Origin of the sequence: Streptomyces collinus Tu 365 (genome assembly GCF_000444875.1) — a bacterium.
Taxonomy (GTDB): Bacteria; Actinomycetota; Actinomycetes; order Streptomycetales; family Streptomycetaceae; genus Streptomyces; species Streptomyces collinus_A.
This window is the reverse complement of the sequence record NC_021985.1, coordinates 4,782,742-4,804,610: the sequence shown is the minus strand read 5'-3', so window position 1 is coordinate 4,804,610 and position 21,869 is coordinate 4,782,742. Positions and strand designations below refer to the sequence as shown.

General features: G+C 73.3%; 20 protein-coding genes. 11 read left to right on the top strand and 9 right to left on the bottom strand.

The features are described from left to right. The first annotated feature begins 29 nt into the window (after positions 1-29). A complete protein-coding gene (locus B446_RS20860; protein ID WP_020941424.1) occupies positions 30-1,238 on the top strand; it encodes a threonine aldolase family protein in 1,209 nt (402 codons plus the stop codon). A 199-nt stretch (positions 1,239-1,437) separates the two neighbouring features. Then, complete coding sequence (locus tag B446_RS20855) at positions 1,438-2,580, top strand: DUF5937 family protein (protein ID WP_020941423.1); 1,143 nt, start codon at positions 1,438-1,440, stop codon at positions 2,578-2,580. A gap of 93 nt (positions 2,581-2,673) precedes the next feature. Here B446_RS20855 and B446_RS20850 read toward each other — a convergent pair whose 3' ends face one another. After that, positions 2,674-3,345 carry a response regulator transcription factor gene (locus B446_RS20850; RefSeq protein ID WP_020941422.1) on the bottom strand — a complete coding sequence of 224 codons (672 nt, stop codon included), beginning with the start codon at positions 3,343-3,345 and terminating at the stop codon, positions 2,674-2,676. Positions 3,346-3,415: 70 nt separating this feature from the next. Then, positions 3,416-4,621 carry a sensor histidine kinase gene (locus tag B446_RS20845; protein WP_020941421.1) on the bottom strand — a complete coding sequence of 402 codons (1,206 nt, stop codon included), beginning with the start codon at positions 4,619-4,621 and terminating at the stop codon, positions 3,416-3,418. A 118-nt stretch (positions 4,622-4,739) separates the two neighbouring features. Here B446_RS20845 and B446_RS20840 point away from each other — a divergent pair, with 118 nt between their 5' ends. Further along, positions 4,740-5,837, top strand: coding sequence for an SAM-dependent methyltransferase (locus B446_RS20840; protein WP_020941420.1), 1,098 nt, complete (start codon positions 4,740-4,742; stop codon positions 5,835-5,837). Between the two features lie 33 nt (positions 5,838-5,870). Here the strand turns inward: B446_RS20840 and B446_RS20835 are convergent, their stop codons facing one another. Continuing rightward, positions 5,871-7,019, bottom strand: a complete 1,149-nt coding sequence (locus B446_RS20835) for an NADH-quinone oxidoreductase subunit D (protein ID WP_020941419.1) — start codon at positions 7,017-7,019, stop codon at positions 5,871-5,873. A 31-nt stretch (positions 7,020-7,050) separates the two neighbouring features. Here B446_RS20835 and B446_RS20830 point away from each other — a divergent pair, with 31 nt between their 5' ends. Together B446_RS20830 and B446_RS20825 are read left to right on the top strand one after the other, a co-directional pair. Beyond that, on the top strand, positions 7,051-7,554 hold the full coding sequence (locus B446_RS20830; protein ID WP_043476158.1) for a PH domain-containing protein: 504 nt from the start codon (positions 7,051-7,053) through the stop codon (positions 7,552-7,554). After that, positions 7,551-8,876: a PH domain-containing protein gene (locus tag B446_RS20825; protein WP_020941417.1), complete on the top strand. Its 1,326-nt coding sequence runs from the start codon at positions 7,551-7,553 to the stop codon at positions 8,874-8,876. The genes B446_RS20830 and B446_RS20825 overlap by 4 nt, the downstream gene beginning before the upstream one ends. An 88-nt stretch (positions 8,877-8,964) precedes the next feature. On the opposite strand, the gene B446_RS39495 is transcribed toward B446_RS20825, so the two are convergent. Next, entirely contained in the window at positions 8,965-10,386 is a 1,422-nt protein-coding gene (locus B446_RS39495; protein WP_020941416.1) for a hypothetical protein, read from the bottom strand. A 118-nt stretch (positions 10,387-10,504) separates the two neighbouring features. Further along, the gene (locus B446_RS20815; protein ID WP_020941415.1) at positions 10,505-11,629 is read right to left on the bottom strand and encodes an alpha/beta hydrolase; all 1,125 of its coding nucleotides are present in this window, start codon (positions 11,627-11,629) and stop codon (positions 10,505-10,507) included. Positions 11,630-11,855: 226 nt separating this feature from the next. Here B446_RS20815 and B446_RS20810 point away from each other — a divergent pair, with 226 nt between their 5' ends. From B446_RS20810 to B446_RS20785, 6 genes are all read left to right on the top strand, one after another. Next, the gene (locus B446_RS20810; protein ID WP_043476155.1) at positions 11,856-13,670 is read left to right on the top strand and encodes a phosphatidylglycerol lysyltransferase domain-containing protein; all 1,815 of its coding nucleotides are present in this window, start codon (positions 11,856-11,858) and stop codon (positions 13,668-13,670) included. Positions 13,671-13,837: 167 nt separating this feature from the next. Next, positions 13,838-14,752 carry a dihydropteroate synthase gene (gene folP, locus B446_RS20805; RefSeq protein ID WP_020941413.1) on the top strand — a complete coding sequence of 305 codons (915 nt, stop codon included), beginning with the start codon at positions 13,838-13,840 and terminating at the stop codon, positions 14,750-14,752. Beyond that, positions 14,749-15,288 (top strand): nuclear transport factor 2 family protein, encoded by a 540-nt coding sequence (locus B446_RS20800; protein ID WP_020941412.1) that lies wholly within the window; start codon positions 14,749-14,751, stop codon positions 15,286-15,288. Before folP ends, B446_RS20800 begins: the two co-directional genes overlap by 4 nt. A gap of 250 nt (positions 15,289-15,538) precedes the next feature. Next, entirely contained in the window at positions 15,539-15,898 is a 360-nt protein-coding gene (folB, locus tag B446_RS20795) for a dihydroneopterin aldolase (protein WP_020941411.1), read from the top strand. Continuing rightward, entirely contained in the window at positions 15,895-16,506 is a 612-nt protein-coding gene (gene folK, locus B446_RS20790; protein WP_020941410.1) for a 2-amino-4-hydroxy-6-hydroxymethyldihydropteridine diphosphokinase, read from the top strand. The genes folB and folK overlap by 4 nt, the downstream gene beginning before the upstream one ends. Positions 16,507-16,565: 59 nt before the next feature. Continuing rightward, positions 16,566-17,057: a DUF3180 domain-containing protein gene (locus B446_RS20785; RefSeq protein WP_020941409.1), complete on the top strand. Its 492-nt coding sequence runs from the start codon at positions 16,566-16,568 to the stop codon at positions 17,055-17,057. Between the two features lie 26 nt (positions 17,058-17,083). On the opposite strand, the gene folE is transcribed toward B446_RS20785, so the two are convergent. From folE to tilS, 4 genes are all read right to left on the bottom strand, one after another. Then, positions 17,084-17,689: a GTP cyclohydrolase I FolE gene (folE, locus tag B446_RS20780; protein ID WP_020941408.1), complete on the bottom strand. Its 606-nt coding sequence runs from the start codon at positions 17,687-17,689 to the stop codon at positions 17,084-17,086. 112 nt (positions 17,690-17,801) lie between these two features. Next, the gene (gene ftsH, locus B446_RS20775) at positions 17,802-19,841 is read right to left on the bottom strand and encodes an ATP-dependent zinc metalloprotease FtsH (RefSeq protein WP_020941407.1); all 2,040 of its coding nucleotides are present in this window, start codon (positions 19,839-19,841) and stop codon (positions 17,802-17,804) included. Between the two features lie 206 nt (positions 19,842-20,047). Beyond that, the gene (hpt, locus tag B446_RS20770) at positions 20,048-20,608 is read right to left on the bottom strand and encodes a hypoxanthine phosphoribosyltransferase (RefSeq protein ID WP_043476152.1); all 561 of its coding nucleotides are present in this window, start codon (positions 20,606-20,608) and stop codon (positions 20,048-20,050) included. Positions 20,609-20,685: 77 nt separating this feature from the next. Then, entirely contained in the window at positions 20,686-21,750 is a 1,065-nt protein-coding gene (gene tilS, locus B446_RS20765; protein WP_020941405.1) for a tRNA lysidine(34) synthetase TilS, read from the bottom strand. Between the last annotated feature and the right edge of the window lie 119 nt (positions 21,751-21,869).

Sequence of the window (21,869 nt, the reverse complement as noted above, 5' to 3'; positions counted from 1 at the left end):
CGCGGGACGGGGCGGGGGATGATCCCGGCATGACTGACAAGGGTGAGCTGCACGAAGAACAGCCGGCGGGGCAGGCACGGCCGGAGCCGGCGGAGCGGCCGGCGGCGGAGCTGCTGCGGGAACGGCGCGCCGCGGCCCAGCGGCAGGCGCGGCGCACGCTGTCCCACGCCGACTGGGGCAGCACGATGCGCGAGCGCCTGGCGCACCTGACCGAGTCGGCGGCCGGGGTGTACGACCTGGACGAGCCGGCCGACATCTACGGCAACCGGGTCGTGGCCGCCCTGGAGGAGCGGGTCGCGGCGCTGCTCGGCACGGAGGCCGCCGCCTTCTTCCCGACGGGCACGATGGCCCAGCAGGTGGCCCTGCGCTGCTGGGCGGGCCGCACCGGCGACCAGGCGGTCGCGCTGCACGCCCTCGCCCATCCCGAGGTCCATGAGCGGCACGCGTTCAGCCAGGTCAGCGGTCTGCGCCCGATCCTCGTGACCGACGAGCCGCGCCAGCCGACGGCCGAGGAGATACGCGACCTCGCCGAGCCGTTCGGCACGCTGATGCTGGAACTGCCCCTCAGGGACGCCGGTTTCCTGCTGCCGTCCTGGGAGGAGCTGACCGCACTCGTCGAGGCGGCGCGGGAGCGCGACGCGGTGGTGCACTTCGACGGCGCGCGCCTGTGGGAGTGCGCCGAGCACTTCGGGCGCCCGCTGGAGGAGATCGCGGGGCTGGCCGACAGCGTCTACGTGTCGTTCTACAAGTCCCTCGGCGGGCTCGGGGGTGCCGCGCTCGCGGGTCCGCGGACGCTGGTCGAGGAGGCGAGGACCTGGCGGCACCGGTACGGCGGCATGATCTTCCAGCAGTTCCCGACCGTGCTGTCCGCGCTGGTCGGCCTGGAGCGTGAGCTGCCCCGGCTGCCGGAATACGTGCGCCACGCGCGCGTGGTGGCCGCCGCGCTGCGCGAGGGCTTCGCCGGGGCCGGGGTGGCCTGGTCGCGGGTGCACCCCGGGGTGCCGCACACCCACGAGTTCCAGGTCTGGCTGCCGTACGAGCCCGACGTGGTGGCGGAGGCGGCCGTGCGCCAGGCCGAGGAGACGTCGGTGATGCTCTTCGCGAGCGCCTGGACCGGCGCCGGGCCCGGCATCGCGTGCACCGAGGTGTCGGTGCGGGCCGCGGGCCTGGAGTGGACGGCCGACGACGTCCGCGCGGCGGTGCGGGACTTCGCGGCCCGCCTGCCGGCGGTGCCGTAGCCCAACGGTGCCGTGGCCCGACAGTGCCATAGCCCCGTGCTGCCGTGACCCAGTGGTGCCGCGACGCTGCGGTGGTGACCCTGCGGTGCCGGGTCCCCGCGGTGCCGGGATCCGCGGGCAGGCGGCCACGACCGGTTCGCGCAGGTCACGCGCCGGGCCGGGGTCCGGCGCTGTCGGTGGCCGGGTGCACGATGGGGGCATGAGCGTGACCATCGACATCACCGGGCTGGCCGCCGCCGGGGACGGCCTGGGCACCGGTGACGCCGGGAGATGGCGAAGGGTGAGCTTCACGCCCTCCCCGCTGGCGGAGCTGGGGATGGCACTGCACGCGCTCAGCGAGCCCGGCCACCACCCGCGGCTGCGCGGGTGGGCCACCGCCGTGACGGCCGGGCTGGACCCGGGCCTGGCCGACCGGCTGTGCGAGGCGGATTTCCTGTGGCGCACGACGTTCTCCGACGTCTTCGCCCCGTTCGCGGGCATCCCGGGCGGGCGCGCGCGACCGGGCGCCACGCTGGCCGAGGAGCTGGACCAGCTCGACGGGCTGACGGACCAACAGTTCGTCCACGCGGCCCTGGAGTTCACCTGCCAGCTGCGCTACGACGTGGCCGACCCGGGCCCGCTCGACGACCCCGTGATGCGCCGGCGCTCCCTGGAGCTGGCCGCCGCGCGCGGGGTCGTGCAGGAGCGGTTCACCCGGCGGCTGCTGGAGGACCCGCCGGCGGTCCGCGCCTGGTTCCGGCAGCTCCTGCTCGACTGCGATGAGGCGTTCTTCGCCGACACCTGGGCCCGGCTCCGGCCCGAACTCGCGGCGGACGCCCGGCACCGGACCGATCTGCTGCGCCGCAAGGGCCTCGGCGAGGCCCTCTCCTCGCTCTCGGGCGCCGTGTCGCTGGACGAGGAGGCCGGCCTGATCACGGTCGACAAGCTCCTGGTGGGCCGCACGGCCACCGGCGACGGCGGCCTGGTCCTGGTGCCGACCAGCCTGGGCTGGCCGCATCTGCTGGTCCTGCACCGGTACGGCTGGCAGCCCACGCTCACCTACCCCGTCAGCGGCTCCCACCCCGAGGCGCCCTCGGTCGAGCAGCTCACGCTCCGCCTCGAGGCGCTGGCCCACCCGGTGCGGATGCGGCTGTGCCGCCACCTGGCCCGCGCCGCGCACACGACGGGCGAACTGGCGCAGGCGCACGGCATGTCCGCCCCCGAGATCTCCCGGCACCTCGCGGTGCTGAGACGGGCGGGCCTGATCACCAGCGGCCGCCGCGGCCGCTACGTCCAGCACCAGCTCGACCTCTCGGTGGTGGCCCGCCTGGGCACCGACTTCATCGAGGGCGTCCTGCGCTGACCCGCTCCGCGGGGTGCGGGCGGCGGAGGGGGCTGCAACCAGCCCGTCGCAGGCCGCGCCCGGCCGACGCCGCGCAGCGTGCGGGGCAGGGTGTCAGCCGTGGCCGCCCGCGCGGACCAGGCCGGTCTCATAGGCCAGGACCACGACCTGGACCCGGTCGCGCAGGCCGAGTTTGGTCAGGATGCGGCCCACGTGGGTCTTCACGGTCGCCTCGGACAGCACCAGTCGGGCCGCGATCTCGCCGTTCGACAGGCCCTGCGCGACCAGCACCATGACCTCGCGCTCCCGGTCGGTGAGCCGCTCCAGCTCCTTGTGCTGCGGCTGCTGCCCCGCGGAGGGGAGCATCGGCGCGAACCGGTCCAGCAGCCGGCGGGTGGTGGACGGCGCCACCACGGCGTCGCCGCTGTGCACGGAGCGGATGGCGGTGAGCAGATCAGCGGGCGGCACGTCCTTGAGCATGAAGCCGGAGGCGCCCGCCTTCAGCCCGGAGAAGGCGTACTCGTCCAGGTCGAAGGTGGTCAGGATCAGCACCTTCGGCGGCTCGGGCTCGGAGCAGATCCGCCGGGTGGCCTCCACGCCGTCCAGCTTCGGCATGCGCACGTCCATGAGGACCACGTCCACGGCGGTGGCCCGCAGCACCTGGAGGGCCTCGACGCCGTCCCCCGCCTCCGCGACGACCTCCATGTCCGGCTGGGCGGCGAGCACCATCCGGAACCCGGTGCGCAGCAGCACCTGGTCGTCGACGAGCATCACGCGGATCGTCATCGGGTCCTCTTCCGTGTCCAGAACGTGGGGTGTGACATGTACAGGTGCCAACGAGGGGCGTGCGACGGCGTCAGTGCGCCGGTTTGAGCGGGAGCAGCGCGCTGATCCGGAATCCTCCGCCGGGACGCGGCCCGGCGTCCAGGGTGCCGCCGACCATGCCGACCCGCTCGCGCATGCCGATCAGGCCGTGGCCCTGGCCGTCGGCGCCGCCCTCCTCGTACAGCTCGTGCGGGGCGCCCTTGCCGTCGTCCTCGACGAGCAGGCCGAGCCCGTCGTCGAAGTAGACCAGCCGTACGCTCGCGCCCGCGTTGGGCCCGCCGTGCTTGCGGGTGTTGGTGAGCGCCTCCTGCACGATGCGGTACGCGGTCAGCTCCACCCCGCTCGGCAGCGGGCGCGGGGTGCCCTCGACCCGGAAGTCGACGGGCAGGCCGGAGCTGCGGCACTTCTCGACGAGGTCGTCGATCTGCTCGACGTCCGGCTGCGGGACGTACTCCCCGCTCTCCTGGTGCTCGCCGGTGCGCAGCACGCCCAGCAGGCGGCGCATCTCGGCGAGCGCCTGGCGGCCGGTGGACGAGATCGTCTCCAGGGCCTTCTTGGCCTGGTCCGGCGCGGCGTCGAGGACGTAGGCCGCACCGTCGGCCTGGACCACCATCACCGACACGTTGTGCGCGACGACGTCGTGCAGCTCGCGCGCGATCCGGGCGCGCTCGGCGGCGACGGCCACCTTGGACTGCGCCTCGCGCTCCTTCTCCAGCCGGGCGGCGCGCTCCTCCAGCTGCGCGAAGTACGCGCGGCGGGTGCGCATGGAGTCGCCGAGCACCCAGGCCAGCGCGAACGGCACCGTCTGGAACACGGCGATCGCGACCTGGCCCAGCGCGCTGCTGTGCTGGGCGGGCCAGCGGACCTGCGCGAGGGCCGCGGCGACGAGGCTGACCGCGAGCGCGAGCCGGGAGGCCCAGCGCGCGCCGACCGTGGCGACCGTGTAGGTGATCACCAGCATGGCGAAGTCGGCGACGGTGGTCTCGATGTCCAGCACGAGCTGGACCAGCCCGGTGGCGAAGGCCAGCAGGAGCATCGGCTCCGGCAGGCGCCGGCGCAGGGCGACGACGACGCACAGGACGGCTGACACGGCCAGCCCGCCGGTGACCGGCATGTGGTGCTCGGGCGCCCCGCTCTGGTTCATCACGCTCACGCCGGAGAGCCCGAACAGGACGACGGCCCAGAAGGTGTCGACCCACGTCGGGTGCCTGCGGAGGAAGTCATAGAGGCGCTGCACGTAACCCAGAGTAGGGAAACCGGATGCGTGCATGGGTCAACCGGAGGGCCGATCCGCACCCGGCACGTGTACTCCGCAAGGTGGATGCCGTGATCACCTGTGCGCCTAGTCTGTTGCGGTGACAGGAGAGGCGACGGCGGGCGGCGGCCCCGCGGGACGCGGCTGGCGGGAGGCGACCGAGGCGGCGCTCTACGGCCCCGGCGGCTTCTACCGGCGGCCCGAGGGCCCGGCCGGGCACTTCCGCACCTCCGTGCACGCGTCCGCGCTGTTCGCGGGGGCCGTGGCCCGGCTGCTGTGCCGGGTCGACGAGGCGCTCGGGCGGCCGGCCACCCTGGACTTCGTCGACATGGCGGCGGGGCGCGGCGAGCTGGTCTCGGGCGTGCTCGCCGCCCTGCCGGCCCCGGTCGCCGCCCGCACGCGCGCGTACGCCGTCGAGATCGCCGGCCGTCCGTCCGGCCTGGACGAGCGGATCGTCTGGCGGAGCGAGCCCCCACCGGCGGTCACCGGGCTGCTGTTCGCCAACGAGTGGCTGGACAACGTGCCCGTGGACGTCGCCGAGGTGGACGCCGCGGGTGTGCCCCGGCTGGTGCTGGTCGCCGACGACGGCTCGGAGCGGCTCGGGCCGCCGGTGCCGGGCCCGGAGGCGCGCTGGCTCGCGCGGTGGTGGCCGCTGCCCGCGGAGGAGGGCCTTCGGGCGGAGATCGGGCTGCCCAGGGACCGGGCGTGGGCGGCCGCGGTGGGCCGGATGGAGCAGGGGCTCGCGGTCGCCGTGGACTACGCGCACACCGCCCCTGCCCGGCCCCCGTACGGGACGCTCACCGGCTTCCGGGAGGGACGGGAGACCGCGCCGGTGCCGGACGGGTCGTGCGACATCACGGCGCACGTCGCACTCGACGCGTGCGCGGAAGCGTGCAGGGCCGCCCGCACCACGCCCACGCCCCCCGGCGCCGCGCCCGCGCCCGCCGACGCGGCGCGCACGCCCTCCGAGCAGGCGCACACGCTCACCGGCGCGCGCCTTCTCACGCAGCGCGCCGCTCTGCGCGCCCTGGACCTCGCCGGCGCACGCCCCCCACTCGCGCTGGCCTCCACGGATCCGGCGGCCTACGTGCGCGCCCTCGCGAGCGCCGGGGAGGCGGCCGAGCTCACCGCCCCCGGCGGCCTGGGCGACTTCGGCTGGTTGCTCGTGCCGGTCGGCATCGCGGACCCGCTCGCCTAGCCCGCCGGCCCGGCCCGCTCGCCCGCCCCGGGCCTACTTGTCGATGTCCCCGACCACGAAGAACATCGACCCCAGGATCGCCACCATGTCCGCCACCAGCGTCCCCGGCAGCAGCTCGGTCAGCGCCTGGATGTTGTTGTACGACGCCGAGCGCAGCTTCAGCCGGTACGGCGTCTTCTCGCCCTTGCTGACCAGGTAGTACCCGTTGATGCCGAGCGGGTTCTCGGTCCAGGCGTAGGTGTGGCCCTCGGGCGCCTTCAGCACCTTGGGCAGCCGCTGGTTGATCGGGCCGGGCGCCAGTCCGGCCAGCCGGTCGAGGCAGGCGTCGGCGAGGTCCAGCGCGTTGTGGGTCTGCTCCAGCAGGCACTCGAAGCGGGCCAGGCAGTCGCCCTCGGTCCGGGTGACGACCTTCAGCGTGTCCTGGAGCTCGGGGTAGGCCAGGTACGGCTCGTCACGGCGCAGGTCGAAGTCGACGCCGGAGGCGCGCGCGATCGGTCCGCTCACGCCGTAGGCGTGCACCGCCTCGGGCGCGAGCTTCCCCACGCCCCGGGTGCGGCCGCGGAAGATCTCGTTGCCGAGCACCAGGTCGTCGAAGACGTCCATGCGCGAGCGCACGGCGGCGACGGCCGCACGCGCGCGTGCCGTCCAGCCGGCCGGCAGGTCCTCCTTGAGGCCGCCGACCCGGTTGAACATGTAGTGCATGCGGCCGCCGGAGACCTCCTCCATGACGTTCTGGAGCACCTCGCGCTCCCGGAACGCGTAGAACACCGGCGTGATCCCGCCCAGCTCCAGCGGGTACGACCCGAGGAACATCAGGTGGTTCAGCACCCGGTTCAGCTCGGCGAGCAGCGTGCGGGTCCACACCGCGCGCTCGGGCACCTCCATGCCGAGCATCCGCTCCACCGCGAGGACCACGCCCAGCTCGTTGGAGAACGCCGACAGCCAGTCGTGCCGGTTGGCGAGCATGATGATCTGCCGGTAGTCGCGCGCCTCGAACAGCTTCTCCGCACCCCGGTGCATGTAGCCGATCACCGGCTCCGCGTGCACGATGCGCTCGCCGTCCAGCACGAGCTTCAGGCGCAGCACGCCGTGCGTGGACGGGTGCTGGGGGCCGATGTTGAGCACCATGTCGGTGCTCTCGGCGGCGCCGCCGACGCCGACCGTGGTCTCCGTCGCAGTCATGGACCCAGTTTCCCCTACGTACGCTGGCCCCATGGAGACGGGGATCCCGGCGGGGACCGGGATGACGGGGGACGAGCCGGAGTGGCGGGGCCTGCCGCCCGGACTGCTGCGCATGCGGCGGCTGCTGCTGGCGGTGTGGACGGCCGCGCTCGCCCTGGCGGCGGGACTGCTGCCCGGCCTGCTCGCGGGGCCCGCCTGGGCCGCCTGCGCGCTGCTGCCCGTGGCCCTGGGCGCGTGGGGCTGGCGGCTGCTGGGCCGCAACTGGCGCTCCTGGCGGTACGCGGAGCGCGCCGACGACCTGCTGATCAGCCGCGGCGTCCTGTGGCGCGAGCAGACCGTGGTGCCGTACGGGCGGATGCAGCTCGTCGAGGTCACCTCGGGGCCGGTGGAGCGCTGGTTCGGGCTGGCGGGCGTACAGCTGCACACCGCCGCCGCGGCGACCGACGCGGCCATCCCCGGTCTCGAGCCGGCCGAGGCCGAGCGGCTGCGCGACCGGCTCACGGAGCTGGGCGAGGCCCGGTCGGCGGGCCTGTGACCGCCACCGGACTCGACGACGCGGCGACGCGCCCGCCCGTCGCCGAGCGGCGGCTGCACCCGGTCACCCCCTTCCGCCGGGCCTGGGCGCCGGTCACCGTCCTCGCCGGCTGGGCCGTGCACGACCCGAACGGCGCGCAGGAGCAGGTGCAGCGGCTGACCTCCGCCATGCTCCTGACCGGGCTCGCCGTGCTGGTCCCGGCGGCCGGCCTCTACGGCTTCCTGTCCTGGTGGTTCACCCACTACGCGGTCACCGACAGCGAACTGCGCATCCGCACCGGGCTGCTCTTCCGGCGCACGGCGCACATCCGGCTGGAACGCATCCAGGCCGTCGACGTCACCCGTCCGCTCCTCGCGCGCGTGGCCGGTGTGGCCAAGCTGCGGATAGACGTCGTGGGAGCCGACAAGAAGGACGAACTGGCCTTCCTGGGCGAGCGGGAGGCCCGCGCGCTGCGCGCGGAACTGCTCGCCCGCGCGGCGGGTTTCGCGCCCGAGGCGGCCCGCGAGGTCGGCGAGGCACCGGCGCGCGAACTGCTGCGGGTGCCACCGCGCGGACTGGCCCTCTCCCTGCTGCTCACCGGCGCCACCTGGGGCTCCCTGATCGCCGCCCTCGTCGTCCCGCCGCTGCTCTGGCTCGCCACCCACAGCCTGTGGACGGTGCTCGCCGTGGCGCTGCCCTTGCTCGGCGCGGCGGGCGCGAGGAGCGCGGGACGGTTCGTCGCCGAGTACGACTGGACGGTGGCGGAGTCCCCCGACGGGCTGCGCATCGACCACGGGCTGCTCGACCGCGCGCACGAGACGGTGCCTCCGGGCCGGGTGCAGACCGTGCGGATCGTGGAGCCGCTGCTGTGGCGGCGGCTGGGCTGGGTGCGGGTCGAGCTGGACGTGGCGGGGTCCGAGAACTCGGTGCTGGTGCCGGTGGCTCCCCGCGCGGTCGCCGAGTCGGTGATAGCGCACGTCCTGCCCGGCGTGACCGTGCCGGCGGCGCCGTCCCGCCCGCCGCGCCGGGCCGGCCGGTGCGCACCGGTGCGGTGGCGGGGCTACGGCCTCGCGGTCACCGGGTCGGTGTTCGCGGCCCGGCACGGACTGCTGCGCCGCCGCCTTTCGCTGGTCCCGCACGCCAAGGTGCAGAGCGTACGGCTCACCCAGGGGCCCTGGAAGCGGCTGTGGCGGCTCGCCGACGTCCATGTGGACACCGGAGCGGGCAAGACCGTCACGGCCCGGCTGCGGGACGCCGAGGAGGCGGCCCGGCTGCTCGCGGAACAGGCGGAGCGGTCCCGCACCGGCCGCCGGGACGCCCGTCCGGACCGCTGGATGGCGTGAGCCCGGCTCCCGGGCGAGCAGCGGCCCGGACAGCCGTGAGCCCGGCTCACCCTCGCGGGGCGGGCCGGGCCCGGTGCTCGGCGCGGTCTCAGGAGGCGGCGGTGCGCAGCCCCTGGACGTCGATCTGCTCGGTCTCGTCGTGCGCGGTCAGGTCGATCACCTGGCCGACGCCGCGCGACTCCTCGTCGGCCGGCTTGAACTGCGCCTCGGTCTCGGCCTTGTGCAGGGCGAGGGCCTCCTGGCCGACGACGTCGGCGAGGTCCTCGTTCTGCACCGCGTCCAGCGCGTCGGACGAGGTCTCCTTCTGGGTGCCGAAGAAGTCGAACCCGCCCTCGACCGTGGGGCGCCGCACGGGAGCGGCCGGTACGACGGCCACCGCGGTCGGCACCGTGAAGTGGCCGGAGGGCTGCTGCCCGGCGGACCGGGCGGGCCGCTCCGGCGCGGTCGAGGAGGCGGCCGCGTGCTCGTGCCCACCGGCCGCCCCGGGCTTCCCCTGGGCCTCGCCCTCCTGAGCGGGCTCCGGCGCGGGCCGCTTACCCGGGCCGTCGCCCGGGTCACCGCCGGGCTCGGTCCCCGAGGTCCCGGTCCCGGTCACGGGCGCGGGCTCGGGCTCGGCGGCGGACGCGGACCTGGCGGCTGAGGCGGAGTCGGCGGCGGGGTCGGGTGCCGAGCCGGCCGGCTCGGCGTCCGCGCCCTGCACCCCGGACCGCCCGGCCGCGGCGTCGGCCGCGGGCTCGGGCTCGGATGCCGACTCCGCCACCGACTCCACCTCGGAATCGGCCGCGCCCTCGACCGCGACCGCGTCCTCGGACCCGTCGGCATCGGCATCGGCGCCACCGGCGTCGGCCGCCGCACTGTCACGGTCGAGCCGGGCCAGCGCCACGGCCGCGTCGAGGAACAGCCGGGCACCCGCGGCGGAGAACGCCGCCCGCGTACCGGGCTTCTCCTCGGCGTCGGTCGCGTCGGCCTCGGTGGCCCCGGTTGCTTCCGCCGCGTCGGCGGACTCGGGTTCGGCGCTGCGCGCGGGCGGCAGCGCGGGCGGCCCGGAGGGCTCGGCCGCCTCGATCTCCAGCAGCCGGCGCCCCTCCAGGGCGCTGGCGCGCTCGGTCTCGGCGGTGGCGTAGCGGCGCAGCAGGGAGGCGTGCTCGTTGCGCAGCCCGGCCAGCTCCGCGCGCTTGGCGCGCAGGCGCTGCTCCAGCTTGGTGCGCAGCTCGCGCGACTCCTCCAGGTCGGTCTCCAGTTCGGCGACCCGCTCCTCGAAGCGCCACTCGTCGCTGGCACGCGCGCGCGTGAGGTCGGCGACCTGCTTGCCCGCGTGGGCGTCCCAGCGGCGCATCACGAAGGCGCCCGCGATCGCCGTGGCCGCGGCCGCGGCGGCGAGCGCCCGCAACACGGCGGCCTCGGAGAACACCCAGGGACCCAGCGCGCAGACGGCGGAGACGCCGGCGATCGCCGACGGTGGCAGCAGCCGGTGCAGAGGCGGTGAATGGCGGTGGCGTCCACGTGGCATGGCCAGAAACTTACCGCGCGTAGGCGGTTCGCGGACCCCCGCCCCGCAAAAACCCGGCCACACCGCCGGCTTCACGGGGCATCAGGCGCACACAGGGGACATCAGACGCATACGGGGCTCACCGGTCGCTCAGCCGGCCGCTGAGCCACTGGAGCGCCGCGGGGATCTCCCGCCGCCAGGTGTTGAAGTTGTGCCCGCCGCTGCCGAGGATGATCGACGCGATCCGGGTCTTGTTGGTGGCCTGCACCCGCTCTATGAACCTGAGCGTGGCCGCGTAGTTGTGCTCGCCCACCCTGCTGCTGGTGACCAGCAGCGAGGTGTCCGGCGCGGGCGCGTGCCCGATGAGCCACATGAGGTCGGCCCGGTCGCGCAGCGCGCGGTCGCGGTGGAAGAGGTCGCCGGTCGTGGGGTCGATCGGCGCCTTGTAGTACGGCGAGAGACCGACCCCGGCCGTGTAGACCCCCGGGAAGTGCATGGCGAGCTTCAGCGCGCAGTAGCCGCCGGTCGAGTCGCCCATGACGCCCCAGCTCCCGGGCCGCTTGCCCACCCGGTAGTGGGCCAGCACCGCCTCCGGGAGGTCCTTCGCGAAAAACGTTTCCGTCTGCGGGCCGCCGGGGACGTCCACGCACTCGGTGTCGCGCGGCGGCGCCACCGTCGGGCGCAGCATCACCAGGATCATCGGCTGCATCCGCCCGTTCTTCGCCAGCTCCTGGGCCGTGCGCGGGTAGCGCAGTTTGTCGACCAGCGCCCGGGCGGTACCGGGATATCCCGTCAGCACGACGGTGACCGGGAACGTACGCGTGCGGAACTGCGGCTGGAAGTACTCGGGCGGCAGGTAGACGTACGCCGGTGTGGCGAGGCGGGACGTACGGCCCGCTATGTCCACCCGCTGGATCTGCCCGGTGGTCTGCGGCCGGTCGCCGCTGACGCCCTGCACGGCGCCGCTGGAGACCACCTGGAGCGGGCCGCCCCTGCCCCCGGCCGTGTGGTTCACGACGACGCCCTGGTCGGTCTCCCGGCCGAACAGGTCCGCCCAGCTCGCGTAGAACCCGAAGACCTGGTTGGCGGCGATCCCCAGGGACGCCAGGAGCGCCACCTGGGTCACCAGGAGCAGGCCGACGCGGCCGGTGACGGCACGCCAGCTCCGGCGTGCCAGCCGCGGCCACAGCCACACCGTGGCGACGAACAGCAGCGCGGCGAAGACGGCCGCCAGCGCAAGCACCTTGTTGCTCGTGAGACCCATGGGCTGTTCCTGCCTGCGCTTTCCGCCCGCGCCGCCCCGCACTTCGTCGCGAGGACTTGCCCGGGGCTTTCCGTGGCCTTTGACCCAGCTTTCCGGTGGGGAGTGAACCTCTCTCCCCGAGACACCGTCCTAGAGGGCGCAATGTCGCCGGATGCCCGAATCGGCACCGGGTTCAAGGTCTCTCGCAGAACTACGGGATGCGATGTCTGTCAGGATAGATGGGGAATTGTCGGGCGGGGTTCCGGGCCGATCAAGCCGGGCGCGGCGCATACTGCGCGGCCCGCGCCCCGAGGCCGTGCCCACCCTGGTCGCCAGGGCCTGCGCCCTCGTCGGCGCGGTGGACATCGCGGCGGGCGTGTTCCCGCGCTTCCGGCACAGCCGGATGCACGCCATCGCCGAGGTACTGCCCGGCTCCTTCGGGCCCTTCGCCGCGGCGCTCTCGCTCAGCGTGGGGGTGCTCCTCCTGCTGCTCGCCCACGGCCTGCGCCGCCGCAAGCGCCGGGCCTGGCGCGCGGCCGTCGCCCTGCTGCCGGCCGGCGCCGTCGCCGAGTTCGTCTACCGGCACTCGCTCATCGGCGTGCTCATCTCGGCGGCGCTCCTGTTCCCGCTGCTGCGCCACCGCGACGAGTTCGCCGCCCTGCCCGACCCGCGCAGCCGCTGGCGGGCGCTCGCCAACTTCGTCCTGATGAGCGCCGGCTCCCTGGCCCTCGGCATGGTCATCGTCAGCGTGCACCCCCACCGCATGGTGGGCGACCCGAGCGTCGCCGACCGGCTCACCCACGTCATCTACGGCCTGTTCGGCTTCGAGGGCCCCGTCGACTACGCCGGCAACACCTCCTGGACGGTCGCCTTCTCGCTCGGCGCCCTCGGCTGGCTGACCGCCGTCACCACCGTCTACCTGGCCTTCCGCCCCGAGCACCCGGCCGCCCGGCTCACCGAGGAGGACGAGGAGAAGCTGCGGGCCCTGCTGGCCAGGCACGGCCGCCGCGACTCCCTCGGCCACTTCGCGCTGCGCCGGGACAAGGCGGTCGTCTTCTCCCCCAGCGGCAAGGCCGCCGTCACCTACCGCGTCGTCTCCGGCGTGATGCTCGCCAGCGGCGACCCCATCGGTGACGTCGAGGCCTGGCCCGGCGCCATCGAGCGCTTCATGGACGAGGCCAAGGCCCACTCCTGGACCCCCGCGGTCATGGGCTGCTCCGAGACCGGTGGCGAGGTCTGGACCCGCGAGACCGGCCTGGACGCCCTGGAACTGGGCGACGAGGCGGTGGTCGACGTGGCGGATTTCTCGCTCGCCGGACGCGCGATGCGCAACGTGCGCCAGATGGTCAAGCGCATCGAGCGGGCCGGCTACGAAACCCGGGTACGGCGCATCCGTGACCTCGGCGAGGCAGAACTGGAGCGCATCCGGCTGGCCGCCGAGGACTGGCGCGGCACCGACACCGAGCGCGGCTTCTCCATGGCGCTGGGCCGCATCGGCGACGCGGCCGACGGCGACTGCCTGATAGCCACCGCCCACAAGGCCGACGAGCAGCCCGGCGAGTACGGCGACCTGAAGGCGATCCTGCACTTCGTGCCCTGGGGCGAGGACGGCGTCTCGCTGGATCTCATGCGTCGCGACCGCGCCGCCGACCCGGGCATGAACGAACTGCTGATCGTCGCCGCCCTGCAGGCCGCGCCCAAGTTCGGCGTCACCCGCGTCTCGCTGAACTTCGCCATGTTCCGCTCCGCCCTCGCCCGCGGCGAGAAGATCGGCGCGGGCCCCGTGCTGCGCGCCTGGCGCGGACTGCTGGTGTTCCTCTCCCGCTGGTTCCAGATCGAGTCGCTGTACAAGTTCAACGCCAAGTTCCAGCCGCGCTGGGAGCCCCGCTTCGTCGTCTACCGCGCCTCCGCCGACCTGCCCCGCATCGGCTTCGCCGCCATGCAGGCCGAAGGATTCGTCGACCTCGCCCTGCCGCTGCCGCGCTTCCTGCGCCGGCGCAGGGCGGCCGGCGGGCGCCCCTGCGCGCACGCCGTCGCGGAACACGACGTCCGGGCCGCCTGACCCCGCCGTCCCGACCCACCCGCCCCGGCCGTGCCCCCGCACCACCCACGGACCGGCCGCGGAGCGGCCCCGACCGGCCCGGACGGAAGCCCCGCCCCCTCCAGCACAGGGGCTTCCGCCCGGGCCGCCGGGCGTTCACCCCCACCCCCTGGGCCTACGCTGAACATATGAACAACCACAGCGGGCGCGGCCACCTGGCAGGCCTACCGGACTGGGACCGGTGCGCGGTCATGGGCGTCGTCAACGTGACCCCCGACTCCTTCTCCGACGGCGGCCGCTGGTTCGACACGACCGCCGCCGTCAAGCACGGCCTCGACCTGGTCGCCGAGGGCGCCGACCTGGTCGACGTCGGCGGCGAGTCCACCCGCCCCGGAGCCACCCGGGTGGACGAGGCCGAGGAACTGCGGCGCGTCATCCCCGTCGTGCGCGGCCTGGCCTCCGAAGGCGTGGTCGTCTCGGTCGACACCATGCGGGCCTCCGTCGCCGAGCAGTCCCTGGCGGCGGGCGCCGCCCTCGTCAACGACGTCAGCGGCGGCCTCGCCGACCCCGCGATGATCCCCGTGGTCGCCGCCACCGGCGCCCCCTTCGTCGTCATGCACTGGCGCGGCTTCCTCGCCGGCGGCAACGTCCACGGCACGTACGAGGACGTCGTCACCGAGGTCGTCGACGAACTCCGCGCGCGCGTGGACGCCGTCCTCGCCGGCGGCGTCGCCCCCGACCGCATCGTCGTCGACCCCGGCCTCGGCTTCTCCAAGGAGGCCGACCACGACCTCAGCCTCCTCGCCCACCTCGACCGCCTGCACACCCTCGGCCACCCCCTGCTCGTCGCCGCATCCCGCAAGCGGTTCCTCGGCCGCGTCCTGGCCGGCCCGCAGGGCGCGCCCCCGCCCGCCCGGGAGCGCGACGCCGCCACGGCCGCGGTCTCGGCCCTCGCCGCGCACGCCGGCGCGTGGGCCGTACGCGTGCACGAGGTACGCGCGACGGCGGACGCGGTACGGGTCGCCCGGGCCGTGGAGGGAGCGCGCACGACGCCCGGCACGCCGGCGCAGGACAGCGCGAACGGGGCGGAAGGAGCCAGGTGAGCGCCCCCCATACCGACGTCGAGCAGGTGGAGGCCGCCAACACCGCCTTCTACGAGGCGATGGAACGCGGGGACTTCGACGAACTGTCCTCGCTCTGGCTCACCCCCTCCGACCTGGGCGTCGACGAGGAGTACCACGACCCGGCGGACAGCGGCGTGATCTCCTGCGTCCACCCCGGCTGGCCGGTCCTCACCGGCCGCGCCGAGGTGCTCAGGTCCTACGCCCTGATCATGGCCAACACCGACTACATCCAGTTCTTCCTCACCGACGTGCACGTCTCCGTCACCGGTGACACGGCCCTCGTGAACTGCACCGAGAACATCCTCAGCGGCGGCCCCGCCCCCGAGGACGGCGACGAACTCGGTCCCCTGGTCGGCCAGCTCGTCGTCGCCACCAACGTGTTCCGGCGCACCCCCACCGGCTGGAAGCTGTGGTCCCACCACGCCTCCCCGGTCCTGGCCGAGACCGGCGAGGACGACGAGAACGGCCGGAACGGGGTGAACGGCGCGAATCCGGACGACAGTCCACTCGCATGAGCGGGGTACACGGTCCGAGGGGACCAAGAAGTGGTTGGAATCACGAACCCGCGGGTAGGAGCGGCTACCAGCCCATGACGCGGCCGGGTTCCCCAGGGGAAACACAAGGTGAAGCCTGCGCACACCAGGCCGGGCCCCCGCCCCCGCGACCCGGTCGTGTCGGTGCCCGCAGGTAGATTCGTCTGAGGCCGGTGTGCCGCCCGCACGCGACATCCGCCGGCCGTTCCCGACGATTGCAGGAGTGATTCGCGTGGATCGTGTCGCGCTGCGCGGCCTGAAGGCCCGCGGGCACCACGGGGTGTTCCCCAGGGAGCGCGAGGAGGGCCAGACCTTCCTCGTGGACCTCGTCCTCGGCCTGGACACCCGGCCGGCCGCCGCCGACGACGACCTGACGAAGACCGTGCACTACGGCATCGTGGCGGAGGAGGTCGTGGCCGTGGTCGAGGGCGAGCCGGTGAACCTCGTCGAGACGCTCGCGGAGCGCATCGCCCAGACCTGCCTGAAGCACGAGCATGTCCAGGAGGTCGAGGTCCGCGTCCACAAGCCGGACGCCCCGATCACCGTCCCCTTCGACGACGTGACCGTCACGATCACCCGGAGCCGAGTATGACCCGACCTTTCGCCCTGGGCCACAGCGACCCGACCGTCCAGCCGGTGCCCGCGTCGGTCGTCGAGCAGGTCGACGCCGCCGACACCACCCTGAGCAACCCGAAATGGGCCGTGATCTCCATCGGCTCCAACCTCGGCAACCGCCTGGAGACCCTCCAGGGAGCCGTGGACGCGCTGGAGGACACCCCCGGTCTCCGGGTGAAGGCCGTCTCCCCCGTCTACGAGACCGAGCCCTGGGGCGTCGAGCCGGGTTCCCAGCCCTCGTACCTGAACGCGGTCGTGGCCCTCAAGACCACCCTGCCGCCCTCCTCCCTGCTGGAGCGCGCCCACGCCGTGGAGGAGGCCTTCAACCGCGTCCGCGACGAGCGCTGGGGCCCCCGCACCCTGGACGTCGACATCGTCGCGTACGCGGGCGTCACCTCCGACGACCCGCAGCTCACCCTCCCGCACCCCCGCGCCCACGAACGCGCCTTCGTGCTCGCCCCCTGGCACGACGTGGACCCGGAGGCCCAGCTGCCCGGCCGCGGCCCGGTGGCCGAACTCCTCTCGGCCCTCACCCGCGAAGGCGTCGAAGCGCGTACGGACCTGGAACTCCGACTGCCCGAGTAGTCGTTAAGGTCAGGGACGACCACAGTCCGGGGACGGTCCGGGGGAGCTGAAGGGACACCGTGAGAGAGCTGCGCATCAGGGTGCTGGTAGGCGTGTTCGTCGTGGCCGGCGTCCTGTCCTGGGCGGGCGCCCGCCTCTGGAACTCGGTCGGGACCCTCCCGAGCGTCCCCCTGGCCGCCCCCATCGTCCTCGCGCTGATCGCGGTGGTCCTGCTCTCCACGGCGCTCTCGCTGCGCGCCCGCTTCAAGGCCCAGCGCGAGCGCCGCCCCGGGGCGAAGGGCGTCGACCCCCTGATGGCCGCCCGCGCCGTCGTCTTCGGCCAGGCCAGCGCCCTGGTGGCCGCCCTGGTCGCCGGCATGTACGGCGGCACGGGCGTCTTCCTGCTGGAACTGCTCGACATCCCCACCCGCCGCGACCAGGCCATCTACGCGGGCTTCTCGGTCCTGGCGGGCGTCGGCGTGATAGCGGCGGCCCTGTTCCTGGAGCGGGTCTGCCGGCTCCCCGAGGACGACGACCAGAACAACCACGCGGGCGCGGAACCGGCGGCCTGACCGCCGGCTCCGCGGAGCCGGGTCGGTCAGCGCGCCAGTATCAGGCTCATCGCCTCGGCGCGGGTGGTGGCGTCGCGGAGCTGGCCCCGCACCGCCGACGTGGTCGTCTTGGCACCGGGCTTGCGGATCCCCCGCACCGACATGCACATGTGCTCGGCCTCGATGACGACGATCGCGCCACGCGCCTCCAGGATCCGGACGAGTGAATCCGCGATCTGGGTGGTGAGCCGTTCCTGCACCTGCGGCCGGCGGGCGAACACCTCGACGAGGCGGGCCAGCTTCGACAGGCCGGTGATCTTGCCGGTCTCCGCGGGGATGTAGCCGACGTGGGCCACGCCGTGGAACGGCAGCAGATGGTGTTCGCACAGCGACACGATCTCGATGTCCTTCACCAGGACCATCTCGTCGTGGCCCAGATCGAAGGTCGTCGTCAGCACGTCCTCGGGTTCCTGCCACAGCCCTGCCAGGAGCTCCCGGTAGGCCCGCGCCACCCGCGCCGGCGTGTCCCGCAGGCCCTCGCGGTCCGGGTCCTCGCCCACCGCGATCAGCAGTTCGCGTACGGCGTTCTCGGCTCGCTTCTCGTCGAACTCGCCGATAAAGCCGTCGCCGGCCAGCGTCACGGGGTCGGTCATCTGATGCCTCGTTCCTGTACGTCTTGCCCGCGGGCATAACAAAATGCCGCGCCCCCCAGGCTAAAACCTGGGGGGCGCGGCATTCATTCCGGCCCTGTCGGCCGGTACGAGGTCAGCTCTCGGGGCGGTCCTCCGGGGTCTGCTCCGTCACCGGAGCGGACTCGGACGCCGTGGACTTGACCGTGCTGATCGCAGCCGATGCCCCGTTCGCGCCGTTGGTCAGTGCGAGCTCCTTGGGGGAGAGCACCGGCGGGCGGGTGGAGGGCGTACGGCGGGACGAGCCGGTCCACGCGGGCCGCGGCGGGCGCTTGTGGATCGAGGCGAAGATCTCGGCGATCTCCTCCTTGCCCAGGGTCTCCTTCTCCAGGAGGGCCAGGACGAGGTTGTCCAGCACGTCCCGGTTCTCGACCAGGATCTCCCAGGCCTCGTTGTGAGCGGTCTCGATGAACTTCTTGACCTCTTCGTCCACCAGAGCGGCGATCTCTTCCGAGTAGTCGCGCTGGTGAGCCATCTCACGTCCGAGGAAGGGCTCGCTGTTGTCGCCGCCGAACTTGATGGCGCCGAGCCGCTCGGTCATGCCGTACTGCGTGACCATCGCGCGGGCCAGGTTGGTGGCCTTCTCGATGTCGTTGGCGGCGCCGGTGGTCGGGTCGTGGAAGACCAGTTCCTCGGCCGCGCGGCCGCCCAGCATGTAGGCGAGCTGGTCGAGCATCTCGTTGCGGGTGGTCGAGTACTTGTCCTCGTCCGGGAGCACCATCGTGTAGCCGAGGGCGCGGCCGCGGGAGAGGATCGTGATCTTGTGCACCGGATCGGAGTTCGGGGAGGCCGCCGCGACCAGGGCGTGGCCGCCCTCGTGGTACGCGGTGATCTTCTTCTCCTTGTCCGACATGATCCGGGTCCGCTTCTGCGGGCCCGCCACCACGCGGTCGATCGCCTCGTCCAGAGCCTTGTTGTCGATCAGCTTCTGGTCGCTGCGGGCGGTGAGCAGCGCGGCCTCGTTGAGCACGTTGGCGAGGTCGGCGCCGGTCATGCCGGGGGTGCGGCGGGCGACGGCGGCCAGGTCGACGTCGGACGCGACCGGCTTGCCCTTCTGGTGGACCTTGAGGATCTCCATGCGGCCCTGCAGGTCCGGCGGGTCGACCGCGATCTGGCGGTCGAAGCGGCCGGGGCGCAGCAGCGCCGGGTCGAGGATGTCGGGGCGGTTCGTGGCGGCGATGAGGATCACGCCGCCCTTCACGTCGAAGCCGTCCATCTCGACGAGGAGCTGGTTCAGGGTCTGCTCGCGCTCGTCGTGACCGCCGCCGAGGCCGGCGCCGCGGTGGCGGCCGACCGCGTCGATCTCGTCCACGAAGACGATCGCCGGGGCGTTCGCCTTGGCCTGCTCGAACAGGTCACGGACACGGGAGGCACCGACACCGACGAACATCTCGACGAAGTCGGAACCGGAGATCGAGTAGAAGGGGACGCCCGCCTCGCCGGCGACGGCGCGCGCGAGGAGCGTCTTGCCCGTACCCGGGCGGCCGTAGAGCAGCACGCCCTTGGGGATCTTGGCGCCGACGGCCTGGAACTTGGCCGGTTCCTGGAGGAACTCCTTGATCTCGTGGAGTTCCTCGACGGCCTCGTCGCAGCCGGCGACGTCGGAGAAGGTGGTCTTCGGGGTGTCCTTGGTGATGAGCTTGGCCTTGGACTTGCCGAAGTTCATGACCCGGCTGCCGCCGCCCTGCATCTGGTTCATCAGGAACAGGAAGACGACCACGATCAGGACGAAGGGCAGCAGCGAAAGCAGGACGCCGACGAACGGGTTCTGCTTCGACGGCGACACCGTGTAGCCGTCGGGGATCTGCTTGTCCTGGAACTTGGTCTGCAGCGTGTTGGCGATGGTCACGCCCTGGTCGCCGATGTAGCTCGCCTGGATCTTCGAGCTGCCCTCGACCTTCACCCCGTCCTTGAGCGTGACCTTGACGGTCTGCTCGTCACCGGTGGTGAGTTTGGCCGACTCGACCTTGTTGTCGTTGATCGCCGCCACGACCTGGCCGGTGTCCACCGTCTTGTAGCCGCCGGACGAGCCGACGACCTGCATCAACACGACCACGGCAAGGACGGCCAGCACGATCCACATGACCGGCCCACGGAAGTATCGCTTCACGTCCATCCATACGGAGCGGAGTCGCCCCGTCCCTCCTGCCATAGTGAGTTTGATAAGACAGTTCTTCTGACGGTACCCCAGCATTGTTGCCCGAAGCCGCACGAAGCGGCATCGACGGCCGGCATTCCCGTCTCTGCATGCTCCAACGCCGTGAAACCCGCTGGGGTTCCCGATCGTCTTACAGGGGCTGGCCCGGTGGGCGCAGCCGCCGGTCAGCCGCCGTAGACGTGGGGCGCGAGCGTACCCACGAACGGCAGGTTGCGGTACTTCTCGGCGTAGTCGAGGCCGTAGCCCACGACGAACTCGTTCGGGATGTCGAAACCGACCCACTCGACGTCGATGGCGACCTTGGCGGCGTCGGGCTTGCGCAGCAGCGTGCACACCTTGAGGGTGGCGGGCTCGCGGGACCCGAGGTTGTTGATCAGCCAGGACAGGGTCAGGCCGGAGTCGATGATGTCCTCGACGATCAGGACGTGCTTGCCCTTGATGTCGGTGTCGAGGTCCTTCAGGATCCGGACGACACCGGAGGACTGGGTGCCCGCGCCGTAGGAGGACACGGCCATCCAGTCCATGGTGACGGGGGTGGACAGCGACCGGGCGAGGTCCGCCATGACCATCACGGCGCCCTTGAGCACGCCGACGATCAGCAGGTCCTTGCCCGCGTACTCCGCGTCGATCTTCGCGGCCAGCTCGGCCAGCTTCGCGTCGATCTCTTCCTTGGTGATGAGCACCTGCTGGAGGTCGGCACCCATGTCTTTCGCGTCCACCCGCATCACTTTCGGTCGTCCCGCACTTACGGCCTCCGGCTTCCCGGACCGGCCGCCGGAGTGTCGCTCCGGGAGGTCGGGATTCAGCCTTGCCGAATCACCAGTCTGCCACCCTGGCGCCGGGCGACGACTTTGCCCGGGAGATTGATGGCCTTCTGGCCGCGCCAGCCGGTGATCAGCCGGTCGACTTCCTCGATGTGGCGGGCGAAGAGCGAGCCGGCCGGAGCGCCCGCCTCGATGGCGGCGCGGCGCAGGATGCGGCGGCGTACGGCGGGCGGCAGGGCGTAGAGCTTGGCGCACTCCAGCTGCCCTGCGGCGTCGCGTACGGAGGCCTCGGCCTGGCTGGCCCAGGCGTCGAGGGCGTCCGCGTCGTCGCGGGAGAGCTGGGCGGTGCGGGCCAGGGCTTCCACGACGCCCTTGCCGAGGGCCTTCTCCAGGGCGGGCAGGCCCTCGTGGCGCAGCCGGGAGCGGGTGTAGGCGGGGTCGGCGTTGTGCGGGTCGTCCCAGACGGGCAGGGACTGGACCATGCAGGCCTTGCGGGCGGTCTGCCGGTCGAGGTGGAGGAAGGGGCGCCGGTAGCGGCCGTCGGCCCCCGAGACCGCGGCCATGCCGGACAGGGAGCGGATGCCGGAGCCGCGGGCGAGGCCCAGCAGGACGGTCTCGGCCTGGTCGTCACGGGTGTGGCCGAGCAGGATCGCGTCGGCGCCGTGGCGGAGGGCGGCGTCGTCGAGGGCCGCGTAGCGGGCGTCGCGGGCGGCGGCTTCGGGGCCGCCCTCGCGGCCCACCGTCACGGCGATGGACTCGACCGGGTCGAGGCCGAGTTCGCGCAGCCTGAGGACGACTTCGTCGGCGCGCAGGCCGGAGCCGGGCTGGAGGCCGTGGTCGACGGTGACGCCGCCGGCGCGGATGCCGAGCTTGGGGGCTTCGAAGGCGAGGGCGGAGGCGAGCGCCATGGAGTCGGCGCCGCCGGAGCACGCGACGAGGACGAGCGGGGCGGGGCGCTCGGCGCGGCCCGGCGCGCGGGCGCCTTCGGGGGCCGCGGTGGCCGCCGCCGCTTTCTCGGGTGTTCGGCTGTGGTCGGTGAGGAGGTCGTGGAGGACGCGGCGAACCGCCAGGCGTATCGCTGCGACCGCAGGATGGGGACCCATGTCCGGTTCCCTTCATGAAGTTGTCGGGGGGCGAGCCCGAATCCGGTCACTCAGAGTGTGTAGATGGTGACAGAAGCGGGCCGTTCCCCGAGCATTGCACGCCTACCCATGGCTCACGG